At 70.0% G+C, this 15,684-nt stretch carries 13 protein-coding genes; 7 read left to right on the top strand and 6 right to left on the bottom strand.

The genetic code is table 11. The features are described 5' to 3' along the window. Window positions 1–266 precede the first annotated feature (266 nt). Entirely contained in the window at window positions 267–1,736 is a 1,470-nt protein-coding gene (locus ISU10_RS04285; RefSeq protein ID WP_194695136.1) for a glycine hydroxymethyltransferase, read from the top strand. A gap of 54 nt (window positions 1,737–1,790) precedes the next feature. Here ISU10_RS04285 and ISU10_RS04280 read toward each other — a convergent pair whose 3' ends face one another. Then, entirely contained in the window at window positions 1,791–2,927 is a 1,137-nt protein-coding gene (locus ISU10_RS04280) for a phosphotransferase (RefSeq protein WP_194695135.1), read from the bottom strand. A gap of 56 nt (window positions 2,928–2,983) precedes the next feature. Beyond that, window positions 2,984–3,658 (bottom strand): MOSC domain-containing protein, encoded by a 675-nt coding sequence (locus ISU10_RS04275; protein ID WP_194695134.1) that lies wholly within the window; start codon window positions 3,656–3,658, stop codon window positions 2,984–2,986. A gap of 43 nt (window positions 3,659–3,701) precedes the next feature. Between ISU10_RS04275 and ISU10_RS04270 the strand changes: the two genes are divergently transcribed. Next, window positions 3,702–4,169 carry a MarR family winged helix-turn-helix transcriptional regulator gene (locus ISU10_RS04270; protein ID WP_194695133.1) on the top strand — a complete coding sequence of 156 codons (468 nt, stop codon included), beginning with the start codon at window positions 3,702–3,704 and terminating at the stop codon, window positions 4,167–4,169. On the opposite strand, the gene ISU10_RS04265 is transcribed toward ISU10_RS04270, so the two are convergent. Continuing rightward, complete coding sequence (locus ISU10_RS04265) at window positions 4,081–4,746, bottom strand: hypothetical protein (protein WP_194695132.1); 666 nt, start codon at window positions 4,744–4,746, stop codon at window positions 4,081–4,083. The genes ISU10_RS04270 and ISU10_RS04265 overlap by 89 nt on opposite strands. A gap of 12 nt (window positions 4,747–4,758) precedes the next feature. Then, window positions 4,759–6,420: an acyl-CoA dehydrogenase family protein gene (locus ISU10_RS04260; RefSeq protein ID WP_194695131.1), complete on the bottom strand. Its 1,662-nt coding sequence runs from the start codon at window positions 6,418–6,420 to the stop codon at window positions 4,759–4,761. Window positions 6,421–6,461: 41 nt separating this feature from the next. Here ISU10_RS04260 and ISU10_RS04255 point away from each other — a divergent pair, with 41 nt between their 5' ends. Genes ISU10_RS04255 through ISU10_RS04245 form a run of 3 tightly spaced genes read left to right on the top strand, consistent with a single transcriptional unit; the run spans window position 6,462 to window position 10,622 of the window. Then, on the top strand, window positions 6,462–7,559 hold the full coding sequence (locus ISU10_RS04255; RefSeq protein ID WP_194695130.1) for a YihY/virulence factor BrkB family protein: 1,098 nt from the start codon (window positions 6,462–6,464) through the stop codon (window positions 7,557–7,559). Next, complete coding sequence (locus ISU10_RS04250) at window positions 7,540–8,658, top strand: potassium channel family protein (protein WP_370864725.1); 1,119 nt, start codon at window positions 7,540–7,542, stop codon at window positions 8,656–8,658. Before ISU10_RS04255 ends, ISU10_RS04250 begins: the two co-directional genes overlap by 20 nt. A gap of 2 nt (window positions 8,659–8,660) precedes the next feature. Continuing rightward, a complete protein-coding gene (locus ISU10_RS04245) occupies window positions 8,661–10,622 on the top strand; it encodes a sensor histidine kinase (protein WP_194695129.1) in 1,962 nt (653 codons plus the stop codon). A gap of 42 nt (window positions 10,623–10,664) precedes the next feature. Here ISU10_RS04245 and ISU10_RS04240 read toward each other — a convergent pair whose 3' ends face one another. Further along, the gene (locus tag ISU10_RS04240; protein ID WP_194695128.1) at window positions 10,665–11,759 is read right to left on the bottom strand and encodes a carboxylate-amine ligase; all 1,095 of its coding nucleotides are present in this window, start codon (window positions 11,757–11,759) and stop codon (window positions 10,665–10,667) included. Between the two features lie 8 nt (window positions 11,760–11,767). Continuing rightward, window positions 11,768–12,307, bottom strand: coding sequence for a type 1 glutamine amidotransferase domain-containing protein (locus ISU10_RS04235; RefSeq protein ID WP_194695127.1), 540 nt, complete (start codon window positions 12,305–12,307; stop codon window positions 11,768–11,770). A gap of 96 nt (window positions 12,308–12,403) precedes the next feature. Between ISU10_RS04235 and pta the strand changes: the two genes are divergently transcribed. Further along, window positions 12,404–14,476 (top strand): phosphate acetyltransferase, encoded by a 2,073-nt coding sequence (gene pta, locus ISU10_RS04230; protein ID WP_194695126.1) that lies wholly within the window; start codon window positions 12,404–12,406, stop codon window positions 14,474–14,476. Then, the gene (locus tag ISU10_RS04225) at window positions 14,473–15,675 is read left to right on the top strand and encodes an acetate/propionate family kinase (protein WP_194695125.1); all 1,203 of its coding nucleotides are present in this window, start codon (window positions 14,473–14,475) and stop codon (window positions 15,673–15,675) included. Before pta ends, ISU10_RS04225 begins: the two co-directional genes overlap by 4 nt. Window positions 15,676–15,684 lie beyond the last annotated feature (9 nt).

Raw genomic sequence — 15,684 nt, 5'->3', positions numbered from 1 at the left:
TCAGCGAAGCCAACACATCGCGCTGCGCGTGCGCCCCAAGTCCACGTGGCGACGTACCACGAGGTGCTTGCGGGTGGCGGCGATGGTCATGTCAAGAAGTCTCAGGGGTTGGACGTGCTTCTCACAAGGTGAAATCTTGTGATGTGAGACAACTGTCCGAATATCGAGACGCTTGTGTGGATGGTGACGATTGCCCAGCGAATGTTCACGTGTGCCGGGCGGACACCCCTCTCGTCCGGGCGGGCTGCGCCCTTAGTGTGTGCGCCATGACCGGCCTCACCCCTGACGCTCACGCCCCCTCGTTGGCCAAGATCGCCTCCAGCGCCTACGACTCCATCCTCGAGGTGATCGGGTCCGTCGAGCCCCGGATCGCTGATGCGACCCGACAGGAGCTCACCGACCAGCGCGGCTCGCTCAAGCTCATCGCCAGCGAGAACTACGCGTCGCTGCCGGTCCTGCTGACGATGGGCACCTGGTTCAGCGACAAGTACGCCGAGGGCACCATCGGACACCGCTTCTACGCCGGCTGCCAGAACGTCGACACCGTCGAGGCCGTCGCCGCCGAGCACGCCCGCGAGCTGTTCGGCGCGCCCTACGCCTATGCCCAGCCACACTCCGGGATCGATGCCAACCTGACGGCGTTCTGGGCGATCTTGGCCCACCGGGTCGAGGGTCCCGAGCTGGAGAAGCTCGGCGCCAAGAACGTCAACGAGCTCAGTGATGCCGACTGGGAGGAGCTGCGCGGCAAGCTCGGCAACCAGCGGCTGCTCGGCATGTCCCTCGACTCGGGCGGTCACCTGACCCACGGGTTCCGACCCAACATCAGCGGCAAGATGTTCCACCAGCAGCAGTACGGCACCGACCCGACGACGCAGCTGCTCGACTACGACGCGGTGCGGGCCAAGGCTCATGAGTTCAAGCCGCTGATCATCGTGGCCGGCTACTCGGCGTACCCGCGGCGCGTCAACTTCGCCAAGATGCGGGAGATCGCCGACGAGGTCGGCGCGACGCTGATGGTCGACATGGCCCACTTCGCCGGCCTGGTCGCCGGCAAGGTCTTCACCGGCGACGAGGACCCCGTGCCCCACGCCCACGTCACCACCACGACCACCCACAAGTCGCTGCGTGGCCCGCGCGGTGGGCTGGTGCTCGCGCAGGAGGAGTACGCGCCGTCCGTCGACCGGGGCTGCCCACTCGTGCTCGGCGGTCCGCTCAGCCACATGATGGCCGCCAAGGCGGTGGCCCTCGCCGAGGCCCGGCGGCCGGACTTCCAGACCTACGCGCAGTCGATCGCCGACAACGCCCAGTCCCTTGCCGAAGGCCTCTTGAAGCGTGGCGGCAAGCTGGTGACCGGCGGCACCGACAACCACATCGTCCTGCTCGATGTGACGTCGTTCGGACTGACCGGCCGGCAGGCGGAGTCGGCGCTCCTCGACGCGGGTGTGGTGACCAACCGCAACTCCGTGCCCCAGGATCCCAACGGCGCCTGGTACACCTCCGGAGTCCGCATCGGCACCCCCGCTCTGACCACGCGCGGCTTCGGCCACGACGAGTTCGACAAGGTCGCCGAGCTGATGGTCGAGGTGCTCTCCAATACCCAGCCGGGCCAGACCAAGGCCGGCGGCCCCTCGAAGGCGACCTACGTGCTCGCCGACGGTGTCGCCGACCGCGTCAAGGCGCAGTCCGCCGAGATGCTCGACAAGCACCCGCTGTACCCAGGCCTCGAGCTCACCTGACACCGGCTCGCTCCGCTCGCTGTCCCCGCGCGCTGTCACCCTGCGGACGGACCCCTATTCGGCAGCGACGCGGTCGAGGCAGAACCGGGCGATGGCGGCGCGGTCGGTGACCTGGGCCTCGAGGGCGGGGGAGGGCGGCCGGCCGAGGAGCTCGGTGGGCAGGGCTGACAGCCCGGTGAACAGCAGCATGTGGAGTGCGTGACCGCGCCGGACGGCGGTCTGGCTGATGTCGCAGCCCTCGTCGCGAAGGCCCCGCTCGTACGCCGCCAGGTTGCGGTCATCGCGAGCAGCGAGGTCGCCCGCGCGGCAGCGTCCGATCTGGACGTCGCCGACGAGGAGCTGGGCGAGGTCGGCGCCGGGGGGCATCGGCTGCCAAAACCCGTAGTCGATGAGGGTGAAGGACTCGTCGTCCTCGGTGGTCAGCAGGTTGTTGGGGCAGGCGTCGCCATGGGCGGCGAGGACGGGCAGGCCCATCAGCTCCTCGACGTACTGCGGGAGCCGGCCCGCAGCGACCCGCAGGCCGTGGCGGAGGTCGTCGTCGAACGCGGTCGCGACGAGCGGGTGCTGCCAGACACTGTCGTCGTGCAGCTGCGGCAGCACCTGGTTGGCCAGCCGGCCGAGTGCGTAGTCGGCGACCGTGAACGAGTGCTGGCCCACACGAGCGAGATCGGCCACCTGCGGACTGCCGGACAGCCGGCCGAGCAGGTAGGCCGCCCGCTCGTACCTCGCGTCGTCCCACGGTCGCGGCACGACGGTGACCTTCTCGAGCCAGACCGCCGCCGACTTGTCGTCGAGGTCGAAGACGCCGACGGCCCGCGGCATCCGGAGCCCGTCGGGCAGTCGGTCGGCCAGGTCGGAGCGATAGGCCAGCGGCTCGGTGCGCCACGGCACGCTGGCCTCGGCGAAGTCCTTCATCTCGTCGGGGACCATCGCGAAGAACGGCGACCGGCTCCACGACTGGACGACCTTGACGAACAGCTCGTATGGCGTCCGCTCGCCGGCGACGGTGGCGGTGCCCTGCACGACGTAGCGCCCTCCCGTCGTGATCGCCGGTAGGTCGTAGGGGAACTCCGTCACCTCGGAGTCGAGCACTCCGACCTCGGCTGCGGGAGCTCCGAGCAGGCCGGCCACCAGTCCGGTCAGGGTGGTGTCGTCGACGTCGGCGGCACCAAGAGCGCTGCGATCGTGCATGGCCTTCCCTCCGACACGCAGACGAGAAAGTTACTTTACTACCCGTCCGGCTCGGGTCAAGCGCGCGGCCGCCGGCGTCTGGTCACCATGTCGCGAAGGTGGGCCAGCTCCCACTCCGGCAGGCACCCGACCGAGATCACGTGGTCGGCTGCGTCGAGATCGCCCATGAACGCCTTGAACGTGGTCGGGACGTCGACGTCGTGAGCGGCGCGCGAGACGACCCGAACGGGATCTCCGGGCCTGACCTCGCCACCCGAGACGATCGAGAGGTAGGCACCGCTGCGTCCGACCTCGGTGAAGATCCTGAGCCACCCGCGCACGCCCATCCGGGCGGCGAACGTCGCGCACGGGATCCGCGGTCCGGTCACCTCGAGCAGCACCTCGTCGCCCACCGCCCACCGATCGCCGACCAGAGCGGCATCGACGTCGAGGTCGGATGTCGTGAGGTTCTCGCCGAACGAGCCGTTCGCCAGCTCCGTGCCGAGCCGCCGCTCCCAGTAGTCGAGCTCCTCGCGGGCGAACGCGTAGACGGCCTGGTAGTCACCGCCGTGCGACCGGATGTCGCCGATGAAGTCGTCGACCAGGCCGCTGCCGAGACCACCGTGCTTCGGGCCTGGTGCGCGCAGCTTCGCCGAGTCGACCGAACGCTTGCGGATGCCCGTGAACCCGACGCCCTTGGCAGTCGAGGGCTCGCGGCTGCCGATGTTCACCGAGGCGACGTGAGCTGGCATGGAGATGAGCCTAGGAGGCGGCTCAAGATAGTAAAGTCCATTTATGAGCGCGGGCAGAGTCGACGTACTGCCGGAGCTGATGGCCAAGCTCTTCGGCCGCTTGCGCAGCGAGCTCCCGGACAAGGCGCTGGGCGACCTCAGGATGTCTCACGTCCGGGTCATGTCCGCAGTGCCGCCCGAGGGCATCAACGTGACCGAGCTCGCCCGGCTGACAGGGATGACCAAGCAGGGCTGCGGGCAGTTCGTCACGCAGCTCACCGGCACCGGCCACCTCCACAGCGAGCCCGACCCCGACGACGGGCGCGTGCGCATGGTCTTCCGCACGCGCACGGGAGACCGCGTCATGGGCAAGGTGTACGGCGCGCTCGAGCGGATGGAGAGCGACTTCGCGGCCCAGGTCGGCGAGCGGCGCTATGCCACGTTCAAGAAGGTGATGATGGAGCTGACGGGAAGTGCACCAGCTCCGGCATCCTCTCCGCCTGCGCGAACAGCCGCGCGACGGCGTACATGAACGCAGCCAGGTAGCCCAGCCCCGCCACCACACCAACCAGCACCGCTACCGTTCGCCCGGCCGGAGCTGCAAGGATCCCGACCCAGCCGCCGGCGACGAGCCCGTTCACGACGCTGCTGAAGAAGATGGCGCTGGCCATCACCTGCTGGGCCCCGGAGCGCGTGTAGCCCAGACCGTAGGTGCGGACCAGCCCCGGCCTGTCGTCGGTGAACCCCGTGGTCAGATAGGGCTCGAGGCCGGGGTCGAGAGCGACGTACCCTGCCCGCAGCCGATTCATCCCGCGCATCAGCTGGGCATCCTCCAGCGAGGCGTAGTGCACCCGCAGCGTCGTCAGGGTGCCGGTCAGGAGCAGCGCGAAGCCCAACCCCACTGCGAGCGGGCGGAAGGACTCTTGGAGGTTGTGGTTGTTCACGGTGAGGGCGAGCACGACGAGCACGGCCGAGGTGAACGTGAGCTGGGCGGTGATCCGGCTCATCACCTCGCTCCACGTCATCGCGCGGGTCGACAACAGGCTGCTGTGCTCGATGCCGAGCAGCTGGGCGCGCAGGGCTGGCGGGACCGAGACGGGGTCGCTCATCTGACACCTCCGTCAGACGACGGGCGTCGTCCTCTCGACGATGGTCCTCAGTTCGGAGCCGGACGTCGAGAGCGCACCGTAGGTGCCGTCGTAGGACGAGCCGAGGCGGGAGGCGCAGAAGGCGTCGGCCACCTCGGCAGGGGCATGTCGGACCAGGAGGGCGCCTTGGAGGCACGCGGCCATCCGGCCCGCCAGCCTCCTGGCTCCGGCTTCGTGGGAGCCTTGGTCGCCCAGGAGGGCGAGTGTCTGGTCGACGGTGCGGTCGAGGCGCTCGTCGGCGCCGCGGGCGGCGCCGACCTCGGTGATCCAGGCGGCCAGGACCTCCGGTTCGCGTCGCAGTGCGCGGAGCACGTCGAGCGCGTTGACGTTGCCCGAGCCTTCCCACACCGAGTTGAGCGGTGCCTCGCGGTAGAGGAGGGGCAATCCGGACTCCTCGACGTAGCCGTTGCCCCCCAGGCACTCCAGGGCCTCGGCCACGAAGCCCGGGGTGCGCTTGCACACCCAGAACTTCGCCAGGGGCAGCGCGATGCGTCGCAGAGCGGCCTCGTGAGGGTCGTCGATGTGGTCGACCGCCGCGGCCAGCCGGATCGCGAGAGCCGTAGCCGCCTCCGACTCGATGGCGAGGTCGGCGATGACGTTCTGCATCAGGGGCTTCTCGGAGAGCCTCGAGCCGAAGGCGGAGCGATGGGCGACGTGCCAGGACGCCTCGGCCAGGGCGTGTCGCATCAGCGAAGCCGACCCGAGCACGCAGTCGAGCCGGGTGGCGGCCACCATCTCGATGATCGTGCGCACGCCTCGGCCCTCGTCGCCGAGTCGGCGTGCGAGCGTCCCGTCCAGCTCGATCTCCGACGAGGCGTTGGACCTGTTGCCGAGCTTGTCCTTGAGCCGGACCACGTCGAGCGGGTTGCGGCTGCCGTCGGGCAGGGCGCGCGGGACCACGAAGCAGGTGAGCCCGCCGTCGGCCTGGGCCAGCACGAGGAACACGTCGTTCATCGGGGCGGACGTGAACCACTTGTGCCCGTGCAGGGTGTACTCGCCGTCGACACCGGTGGGTCGTGCCTCGGTGAGGTTCGCGCGCACGTCGGAGCCACCCTGCTTCTCGGTCATGCCCATGCCTGCCAGGGCACCGGCCTTGTCCGCGACCGGACGGATGCCCGGGTCGTAGACCGTCGAGGCCAGCGACGGCACCCACTGCTGGGCAACGGCCTCGTCGACGCGCAGGGCCGGCACGGCTGCGTAGGTCATGGAGATCGGGCAACCGTGACCCGGCTCCGTTTGTGACCAGGCCAGGAAGCCCGCCGCCCGGCGTACGTGCGCGTGGGCGTCGCCCTCATCGGAGCGCTCCCACGGCGCCGCCTGCAGCCCGTGACCGACCGCGCGCGTCATCAGCCAGTGCCAGGAGTGGTGGAAGTCGACCTCGTCGACCCGGTTGCCGTAGCGGTCGAAGGCCCGCAGCCGTGGTGGTTGCTGGTTGGCGAGCATCCCGTGCTCACGCGCCTCGGCACCTCCAGCCTCCCGCCCGAGCTCGACCAGGTCCTCGACGGTCTCGGCCGAGGCATGGCGGACGACCGCGTCGACCAGGGCGAGGTCGCTGCTCACGACATCGTGGCCGACGAGGGGAGGCGGCTGGTTGACCGCGACGCGGTTGCTCGTCGGAAACTCTTGCGACGCCATGGAGTCACGGTAGAGGGACCTGCGCTCGTTACCGTAGGCGCATGAGCGCCGCCCCCGACCGTGCCAGCGGCGAGGCTGCGTCGCGCGCGCGACCCGGGCGTGTGGCCGTGGACCCCTGGTGGCAGCGCAGCGCCGCGGCCTTGTGGCGGGTCGTCGTCGCGACCGTGGGCTCGTGCATGCGCCACAGGGTGACCGGACTCGCGGCCGAGGCGGCGTTCTTCGCGGTGTTGTCGGTGCCGCCGCTGATCTTCGCGCTGGCGGGGTCGATCGGCTACGTCTCCGACCAGTTCTCCGCGGCCCAGGTCGAAGACGTGCGCAAGGCGATCATCGAGCTCGCCTCCCGGGGCCTGACCGAGAGAGCCGTCAACTCGATCATCACCCCGACCATCAACGACGTGCTCGAGGGCGGGCGCTTCGACGTGATCTCGGTCGGGTTCGTGCTGGCTCTCTGGTCGGGGTCGCGGGCACTGCACGTGTTCGTCGACACCATCACGATCATGCACGGGCTCGGCGGGCACCGCGGCATCATCAAGACCCGAGCGCTCTCCTTCGGCCTCTACCTGCTGGCGGTCGTGACGGGCATCGTCTCGCTCCCGCTGCTGGTCGCCGGTCCCTCGCTGGTGCGCCAGTGGCTGCCGGAGCGAGCTGAGTTCCTGATGGGGGCCTACTGGCCGGCAGTGCTGGTGATGAGCATCTGCTTCCTGGCGACGCTCTACCACGTCTCGGTACCGGTGCGGACCAACTGGACCTTCAACCTGCCGGGTGCGACGTTCTCGCTGGCCTGCTGGATCGTGGGCTCCTTCGTGCTGCGGTGGTTCCTCACCGTCACCGCCGCCGACTCGCGCTCGATCTACGGACCGCTGGCCGCACCCATCGCCGTACTCCTCTGGCTCTACCTGCTCTCCATCGCCGTGCTCATCGGAGCGGCCGTCAACGCGTCGTTCGACTCCGTCTTCCCGCAGAAGGCCACCACGTCCGCGCGGCTCGAGTTGGTGCAGCGGCTGCGCAGCCGGATGGCGCTGGAGAGCTACGGCCACAAGCCCGACGACCCTGACGATCAGGCGGCCGACGGCGACGAGTCGCCAGGGAAGACGCCGGGCGAGGGTCTAGATTCGGGGCGTGCCGGACGAGCCGACTGACCAGCAGCGCCTGCTGGTCGACCCCCATCTCGGCGTCAGCCGGATCGCGCTGCCCGACCGGGTGCGGTCTCCCTGGTGGGAGCTGGGCCGCCGGCTGCTGGCGGCGATGATCATCCTGGTCGGCACCGTGCTGATCGTGTACCTCGACCGCACCGGCTACCGCGACGGGAACGACCCGCCGAGCTACGGGGTCAACCTCGTCGACTCGATCTACTACACGACCGTCACGCTCAGCACGACCGGCTACGGCGACATCGCACCGGTCACTACCCGGGCCCGGTTGATCAACGCGTTCGTCATCACGCCGGCTCGCATCGGGTTCCTGGTCCTGTTGATCGGCACCACACTCGAGGTGCTGGCCTCACAAGGCCGGGAGATGTTCCGGGTCGCCCGCTGGAGGAAGCACATGGGAGAGCACATCATCATCGTCGGCTACGGCACCAAGGGCCGGAGTGCCGTCGAGACCCTCGTCAACAACGGCCAGGACCGTGAGGCGATCGTGGTGGTCGACAAGGGGTCCACGGCACTCGCCGACGCCCACGCCGACGGTCTCGCGGTCGTGACGGGCGATGCCACCCGTCGCGAGGTGCTGCAACGCGCCGGTGTGTCGACAGCCAGCCACGTCATCATCACCACCGACCGCGACGACTCCAACGTGCTCGCGACCCTGACCGTGCGCCAGCTCAACCCGGATGCGTGGATCGTCTCGGCCGTGCGCGAGCAGGAGAACGTGCCGCTGATGAAGCAGTCGGGCGCGGACTCCGTCATCACGTCCTCTGACGCGGTGGGCCGGCTGCTAGGCCTCTCCACGCTGTCACCGACGTTGGGCTCGGTGATGGAGGACCTGCTGACCTACGGCGAGGGGCTCGAGGTTGCCGAGCGCGCCCTGCTCGTCCCCGAGGTCGGCAAGCAGCCCCAGCAGCTTCCCGACCAGGTCATCGCCGTGGTGCGTGACGAGAAGGTCTACCGCTACTTCGACCCCGTGGTCACCCAGCTCGCGCGCGGCGACCGGCTCATCGTCGTACGGCCGGCCAAGGACCTCCCGTGGGCGCCTCGGCCGGGCACCCACGACGAGGAACTGGCCGAGGAGGAGACCTGACAGTGACAGCGCTGGCGGCGCCCCGGGCGGTCGCACCCACGCGCCCCGGGCTACCGGTCGCGTTGGTGTTCCTCGTCGTCGCGAGCCTGCTCGGCGTGATGGCACGGACCATGTTGGTGCCGGGTGCCGAGTTCGCGGCCGTGTGGCCGTCAGCCGGCATCACAGTGCTGTGGCTGCTGGTCAGGCAGGCGCGAGCGATCAGCATCGACACCGCGCTGCTGTTCGGGTCGATGTTCGGCTTCGGACTGTTGATCGACGTGCCCACCTGGATGGCGGCCTCGGTCGCCTTGTGCCACACGCTCCAGACGGTGGTGATCGTCCAGCTGATGCGTAGGTTCGTCCCCGAACTGTGGGGATGCGGCGGCACCCGGGCCCTGGACTCGCCCCGGCTGCTCGCCCGCTACCTGGCGAGCATCGGGGGCGGAGTCCTCGCGAGCGCTGCCCTCATCGCGGTCGTGTGGTCCGTGGCCGACGACCCGGACGTCGGGCTGGACGTGCTGATGTGGCTGGGCCGCAACATCTGCGGGATCCTGCTGGTCACCACGGCCGGCCTGCTCATCGGTCAACGCCTGTCGCAGCCACGCCCCCGGGAGAGGCTGTGGGACGGCAGCACGCTGGAGTTCCTCGCTGCCTGCCTGGCGGGCGTGGCGGTCTACTTCGTCGTGTTCGTGGTGGGCTCCGAGTCCTTGCTCTTCCTCGTGCTCGGCGTGCTGATCTGGTGCGGGGTCCGGTTCAGCACGCTGATGAACTCCCTGCACATGCTGGCGCTCGGGTACCTCGCGATCTACGCGACGTTCCAGGGGTCGGGCCCGTTCACCGAGCAGGACCGGATCACCAACGCGGTGCTCGTCCAGCTGTTCGTGGTCGCCACGGCGTCCACGGGACTGGCGCTGTCCACCGGCCTCGACGAACGCGCCCGGCTCCACTCCGAGCTGCGCCAGAACGCGGAGGAGATGGCCTACCAGGCGCAGCTGACGGACGCGGTGGTGAACTCCATGGCCGAGGGTCTGGCCGTCGTCGACGACTCGGGCCGCTGGCTGCTGCGCAACGCGGCAGCCACGAAGGTGGGCGGCTTCCCCGGAGACCTGCGTGCTCTGCTCGCCGCGGCGGCCGGGCCCGAGGATCCGCTGGCTCGTGCCCTGGCCGGACAGACCGTGCGCGACATGGAGATCCGCGTGGCCGATCCGCCTGCAGCTGGCCGGATCCTGGCCGTCTCGGCCACGCCGCTGCCGCGCGACAGCGTCACCGGGCGTGCCCGAGCGCTGCTGATCTTCCGCGATGCCACCATCGAGCATGCGCGGCGCGTCGACCTCACCGCCTTCGCGCAGGTGGTCGCCCACGACCTGCGCAACCCGCTCGCCGCCGTCGAGGGCTGGACGGAGATGATGGCGGTCGAGCTCGGGGACGGAACGGCCGGGCCCGCCCTGGTGCGGGACTACGTCGACAGGGTCGGCACCGGCACCCGGCGGATGAAGGCGCTCATCGAGGATCTGCTGGGCCGAGCCACCCACGACGCGACGCTGCAGCTGCGCCGCGTCGACCTCGAGGCGGTGGTCAAGGAGGTGGCGGCCGACCACTCGGCCAACGGGCACGTGCGGGTCGGACACATCCCCGACGCCCAGGCCGACCCCGCGCTCGTCCGACAGCTGTTCGACAACCTGATCGCCAACGCGCTGAAGTTCGTGCCGCCCGGGAGCGACCCGTGCGTGCAGGTGACGGGTCGGCGCACGGACTCGGGGACCGTGGCCGTGACCGTGGCTGACGAGGGCGTCGGGCTGCCCGAGGGGTCGCACGAGCGGATCTTCGAGCAACGCCAGCGTGCGCATGCGTCGTCCTATGACGGCCGCGGTCTGGGCCTGGCCATCTGCCGCCGCATCGTCGAGCGACATGGCGGGTCCATCGTCGCTCGCGACAACGACGGTCGGGGTGCGGTCTTCGAGTTCACGCTGCCCGCGCCGGACTGATGCGCACCGAACCGAGGCCGCTGGCATTGCCTGCGACACGGGCTAGCGCCAGACCGCCTCGGAGCGCTCGACGAGGTCGGTCACGACGCCCTCGATCGTGCCGGTGCGCTCGTAGGCCCCGCGCTGACGGGTGGCGCCGGTCGCGCCGAGCAGTCGCTCGTAGCCGGCTGTCACCAGATCGAGGTCGCCAGCCTCCTCGAGGGCTGGACCCATGCGCTCGACCAACGAGGCGAGCACGTCGCGGGCCGGTGCGAGCGCGCGCTCGACGGGATGGACCAAGGTGCCGGCCAGGGCATAGCGACTGGCCCGCCACGCCGCTGCCCGCAACAGCTTGCTGCGCCATGGGCGCGGCGGTTCCCCTTCTGCCCACTCGCGGGCCGCGGTGGTGGCGATCGCACGGGTGGTCGCAGCGATCACGAGCGCGTCGTCGGGATCTGTGCACACGTCAGCGACCCTGATCTCGACGGTCGGCCACTCGGCGGCCAGACGCGCCTCGAAGTAGACCATCCCCGGATCCCTCGCCGCCCCGGTGGCCATCAGGCCCTCGACCAGCTCGTCGTAGGTCGCAGGGTCGCCGAACAGCTCGGTGGCACCGCCCGTCGGCCAGCGGCTCCAGACCTGGGCACGCCACGATGCGTAGCCGCTGTCGTGACCCTCGGAGTACGGCGAGTTGGCGCTCAGCGCGAGGACGATCGGGAGCCACGGGCGTAGCCGGTCGATGATGCCGACGCCCTCCTCGCGAGACTCGATGCCGATGTGGACGTGCATGCCGCACGTGCCGGCGTTGCGGGCAGTGGCGCCGAACTCGTTGACCATGTCGCGGTAGCGGTCCTTGGGCGAGATCTCGACGTCCTCGACGGCGAACGGAGCGGTGCCGCAGGCGATGGCCGCCACGCCCACCTCGCGGGCGGCCTCACCCAGCAGCCGACGAGCCTCGACCAGCTGCTGCCGGGCATCGGCCATCTCCGTGCAGGGTTCGGTGCGGGTCTCGAGCATGTGCTCGAGCAGCTCGTGGTCGACGAGGTCGTGACCGGCGGGCACCTTGCGTAGCACGGCCGCCGCGCGCTCGACGACCCGACCGCCATCGGGGTCGACCAGCAAGAACTCCTCCTCGACCCCGAACGTGCGTGCCCCCATGAAGGCCGTCAGCCCGCGAACGCGGTGAGGGCCGCTTCGTTGAATGCCGGGAGGTCGTCGGGGTTGCGACTGGTCACGAGGTTGCCGTCGACGACGACCTCCTTGTCCTGCCAGGTGGCCCCGGCGTTGCGCAGGTCGGTCTGGAGGCTCGGCCACGAGGTCAGCGTGCGACCACGCACCACGTCGGCCTCGACGAGCGACCACGGCGCGTGGCAGATGGCGGCGACGGGCTTCGCGCTCGCGAAGAAGCTCTTGATGAACGCCACCGCGTCCTGGTCCAGGCGCAGCGCGTCAGGGTTGGCGACGCCACCCGGGAGGACCAGACCGTCGAACGAGTCGGCGTCGGCATCGGCGAAGGTGACATCGACCTCGAAAGTGTCGCCCCTGTCGAGGTGGTTGAACGCCTGCACCTTGCCCTTCTCCATCGAGACCAGGACCGGTTGTCCGCCTGCCTCCTCGACCGCCTCCCACGGCGAGGTCAGCTCGACCTGCTCGATGCCCTCGCTCGCCACGGCGAACGCGATCTTCTTTCCCGTGAGGTTGCTCATGCTGGCCACGCTAGGCCGGGCGGCCGGCCCGGACATCACTCGCAGGGGTGGGACGACCACTCCCCGCGCGATCCCCGCATGACTACTGTCACTTGTATGGCCACGAGCGTGTACGTCGCCGCCGTAGAAGGCTTCACGGGCAAGTCGACGGTCGCCCTCGGCGTACTCGAGCAGCTCTCGCGTCGCGTGGAGCGAGTCGCCGTCTTCAGGCCGGTGGTCCGGGGCGATGCCGCGACCGACTACGTGCTCGACCTGCTGGTCTCGCACGAGGCGGTGCATCTGACCTACGACGAGTGCGCGGGCGTGACGTACGCCGAGCTGCACCGTGACCCCGAGGCGGCCCTGGACCGCATCGTCGAGAGGTTCCACCAGGTGGCCGAGCAGGCCGATGCGGTCGTGGTGGTGGGCAGCGACTACACCGACGTCGGCGCACCCACGGAGTTCTCGTTCAACGCCAAGATCGCCGCCAACCTGGCCAGTCCGGTGCTCTTGGTGCTCAATGCCCACCATCGCACTCCAGAGGAGGTGCGGACCGCGGCCGACCTCGCGCTGACCGAGCTGCGGGGCAACCACGGCACGCTGTTCGCGGTGGTGGCCAACCGGGCAGACGCCGAGGACCTCGACGGCGTCGTGAAGGGCCTGGAAGGAATCGGTGCGCCCGCCTTCGCGCTGCCGGAGGAGCCGCTCCTGAGCGCGCCGTCGATGGCGGACCTGATGAGGTCCTGCCACGGCCACCTGGTCCACGGCGAGGAGTCATTGCTCACCCAGGAGACGACCGGCATCCTGGTCGCGGCGATGACGCTGCCGCACGTGCTCGACCGTCTCTTCGACGGTGCGGTCGTCGTCACGCCCGGCGACCGGCCCGAGGTGGTGCTGGGTGTGCTCACGGCCCAGGTCAGCGCCAACTTCCCGCAGATGGCCGGCATCGTGCTCAACGGCGGCTTCGAGCTGCCCGAGCAGGTGACCCGGCTCATCGACGGACTCGGCACCACGATGCCGATCGTGGCGACCTCGATGGACACCAGCGAGACCACGCGCGCTCTGACGTCCGTACGCGGCAGGCTGCAGAAGGACTCGCCGCGCAAGGTCGCGACCGCCCTGAGGATCTTCGAGGAGCGAGTGGACGGGGACGTGCTGCTCGACCGGCTCGAGGTCGCCCGGACGACCGCCGTCACCCCGTTGATGTTCGAGCACCAGCTCATCGACATGGCGGTCGCCGATCGACGGCACATCGTGCTGCCCGAGGGTGACGACGACCGGATCCTGCAGGCCGCTGACATCGTGCTGCGGCGCCGCATCGCCGAGCTGACGATCCTGGGCGAGGCGCAGGCCATCCGACAGCGCGCAGCCCTGCTGGGTGTGGACATCTCGGCGGCCCGGTTGCTCAGCCCGACGGACCCCGAGCTGCGCGGGCGGTTCGCCGCGGCGTACCACCAACGCCGCAAGCACAAGGGAATCGACCTCGAGCGAGCCCGCGACATCGTCATCGACGTGAGCTACTTCGGCACGATGATGGTCGAGCTCGGCCTGGCCGACGGCATGGTCTCCGGCGCCGCCCACACCACCGCGCACACCATCAGGCCGGCGCTCGAGGTGGTGCGCACCGCGCCGGACGTCTCGGTGGTGTCGTCGGTCTTCTTCATGTGCCTGCGCGACCAGGTGCTGGTCTACGGCGACTGCGCCGTCAATCCCGACCCGACGGCGGCACAGCTCGCCGACATCGCGTTGGCGTCGTCGCGAACGGCCGCGGCGTTCGGCATCGAGCCGCGCGTGGCGATGCTGTCCTACTCGACCGGGGGCTCCGGTGCCGGCTCCGACGTCGACAAGGTCATCGAGGCGACGGCGATGGTGCGCGAACGTGCGCCCTCGCTGCTCGTCGAGGGACCGATCCAGTACGACGCGGCGATCGACGCGGCGGTCGCGCGCACCAAACTGCCTGGCAGCCAGGTTGCGGGCCGGGCCACGGTCTTCGTGTTCCCCGACCTCAACACCGGCAACAACACCTACAAGGCGGTGCAGCGATCCGCAGGGGCGCTGGCCGTCGGGCCGATCCTGCAAGGCCTCAACAAGCCGGTGAACGACCTGTCCAGAGGCGCGTCGGTGCGCGACATCGTCAACACCGTGGCGATCACCGCGATCCAGGCCCAAGCCAGTGACCAGCGAAGATGAGCGACCCGTCCTACGTCCTGGTCGTCAACGCAGGCTCGTCGTCGCTGAAGTACCGCCTCGTCGACGGCGAGACCGGCGAGGCTCCCGCCGACGGGATCGTCGAGCGGATCGGTGAGTCGAGCGGGCGGCTCAAGCACACCGTGGGCGACGCCGTGCACACCGAGGAGCGTGCGTTCGCCGACCACGAGGAGGCCCTCCAGGCGGCACTCGACGCGTTCGAGGAGCACGGACCCTCGCTGGCCGATGCTGGCGTCGTCGCGGTGGGCCACCGGGTCGTGCACGGCGGCGAGCGGTTCTCGAAGCCCACGCTGATCGACGACCAGGTCGTGGCCGCCGTCGAGGCTCTGGTCCCGCTGGCGCCGCTGCACAACCCGGCCAACCTCGAGGGCATCGCTGTGGCTCGCAGGCTGTTCCCCGAGCTGCCGCAGGTCGCGGTCTTCGACACGGCCTTCCACCAGACGATGCCGCCGGTGGCCTACACCTACGCCGTACCGCGGTCCTGGCTGACCGACCACCACGTCCGCCGCTACGGCTTCCACGGCACGTCCCACGCCTACGTCGCACGCACCGCAGCCGCAGCCCTCGGGCGTCGCGTCGAGGACGTCAACGTGATCGTCCTGCACCTGGGCAACGGGGCGTCCGCCGCCGCCGTACGCGGCGGGTTCTCGGTCGACACCTCCATGGGTCTGACGCCCCTCGAGGGGCTGGTGATGGGCACGCGCTCCGGCGACCTCGACCCGGCTGTGCACATCCACCTGCACCGGTCGCTGGGGTGGTCGCTGGAGGAGATCGACCGCTTGCTCAACCGCGAGTCGGGGCTCAAGGGCCTGGCCGGCGCCAACGACTTCAGGGAGATCGAGCGGTTGCGTGCGGAGGGCGACGAGGCCGCCACCTTGGCCTTCGACGTCTACTGCTACCGGATCCGCAAGTACGTCGGCGCCTACTCCGCCGTGCTCGGCACCGTCGACGCGGTGGTCTTCACCGCCGGTGTGGGCGAGAACGGACCCGAGGTCCGCGCCGCCGCCCTGTCCGGCCTCACCGCCCTCGGCATCGAGGTCGACCCTGGCCGCAACGCCGGCCCGGTCTCCGGTCCCACGCGGATCTCGAGCGACTCCTCTGCCGTGGCCGTGCTCGTCGTACCGACTGACGAGGAGTACGAGATCGCCCGCCAGGCCCTGGCCGTGGTTCGCCGTCAGTGACGAACGTGC

Origin of the sequence: Nocardioides agariphilus (assembly GCF_015352445.1) — a bacterium.
Taxonomy (GTDB): domain Bacteria; phylum Actinomycetota; class Actinomycetes; order Propionibacteriales; family Nocardioidaceae; genus Nocardioides; species Nocardioides agariphilus.
Note: the sequence above shows the minus strand (reverse complement) of the source record. Positions and strands in the feature narration are given on the sequence as shown.

What these genes read in the sequence shown, in the direction of transcription:
- ISU10_RS04235 (WP_194695127.1), bottom strand. Translation starts at nt 12,307, where the DNA reads ATGAGCAACCTCACGGGAAAGAAGATCGCGTTCGCCGTGGCGAGCGAG.
- ISU10_RS04260 (WP_194695131.1), bottom strand. Translation starts at nt 6,420, where the DNA reads ATGGCGTCGCAAGAGTTTCCGACGAGCAACCGCGTCGCGGTCAACCAG.
- ISU10_RS04280 (WP_194695135.1), bottom strand. Translation starts at nt 2,927, where the DNA reads ATGCACGATCGCAGCGCTCTTGGTGCCGCCGACGTCGACGACACCACC.
- ISU10_RS04265 (WP_194695132.1), bottom strand. Translation starts at nt 4,746, where the DNA reads ATGAGCGACCCCGTCTCGGTCCCGCCAGCCCTGCGCGCCCAGCTGCTC.
- ISU10_RS04240 (WP_194695128.1), bottom strand. Translation starts at nt 11,759, where the DNA reads ATGGGGGCACGCACGTTCGGGGTCGAGGAGGAGTTCTTGCTGGTCGAC.
- ISU10_RS04270 (WP_194695133.1), top strand. Translation starts at nt 3,702, where the DNA reads ATGAGCGCGGGCAGAGTCGACGTACTGCCGGAGCTGATGGCCAAGCTC.
- pta (WP_194695126.1), top strand. Translation starts at nt 12,404, where the DNA reads ATGGCCACGAGCGTGTACGTCGCCGCCGTAGAAGGCTTCACGGGCAAG.
- ISU10_RS04255 (WP_194695130.1), top strand. Translation starts at nt 6,462, where the DNA reads ATGAGCGCCGCCCCCGACCGTGCCAGCGGCGAGGCTGCGTCGCGCGCG.
- ISU10_RS04275 (WP_194695134.1), bottom strand. Translation starts at nt 3,658, where the DNA reads ATGCCAGCTCACGTCGCCTCGGTGAACATCGGCAGCCGCGAGCCCTCG.
- ISU10_RS04225 (WP_194695125.1), top strand. Translation starts at nt 14,473, where the DNA reads ATGAGCGACCCGTCCTACGTCCTGGTCGTCAACGCAGGCTCGTCGTCG.
- ISU10_RS04285 (WP_194695136.1), top strand. Translation starts at nt 267, where the DNA reads ATGACCGGCCTCACCCCTGACGCTCACGCCCCCTCGTTGGCCAAGATC.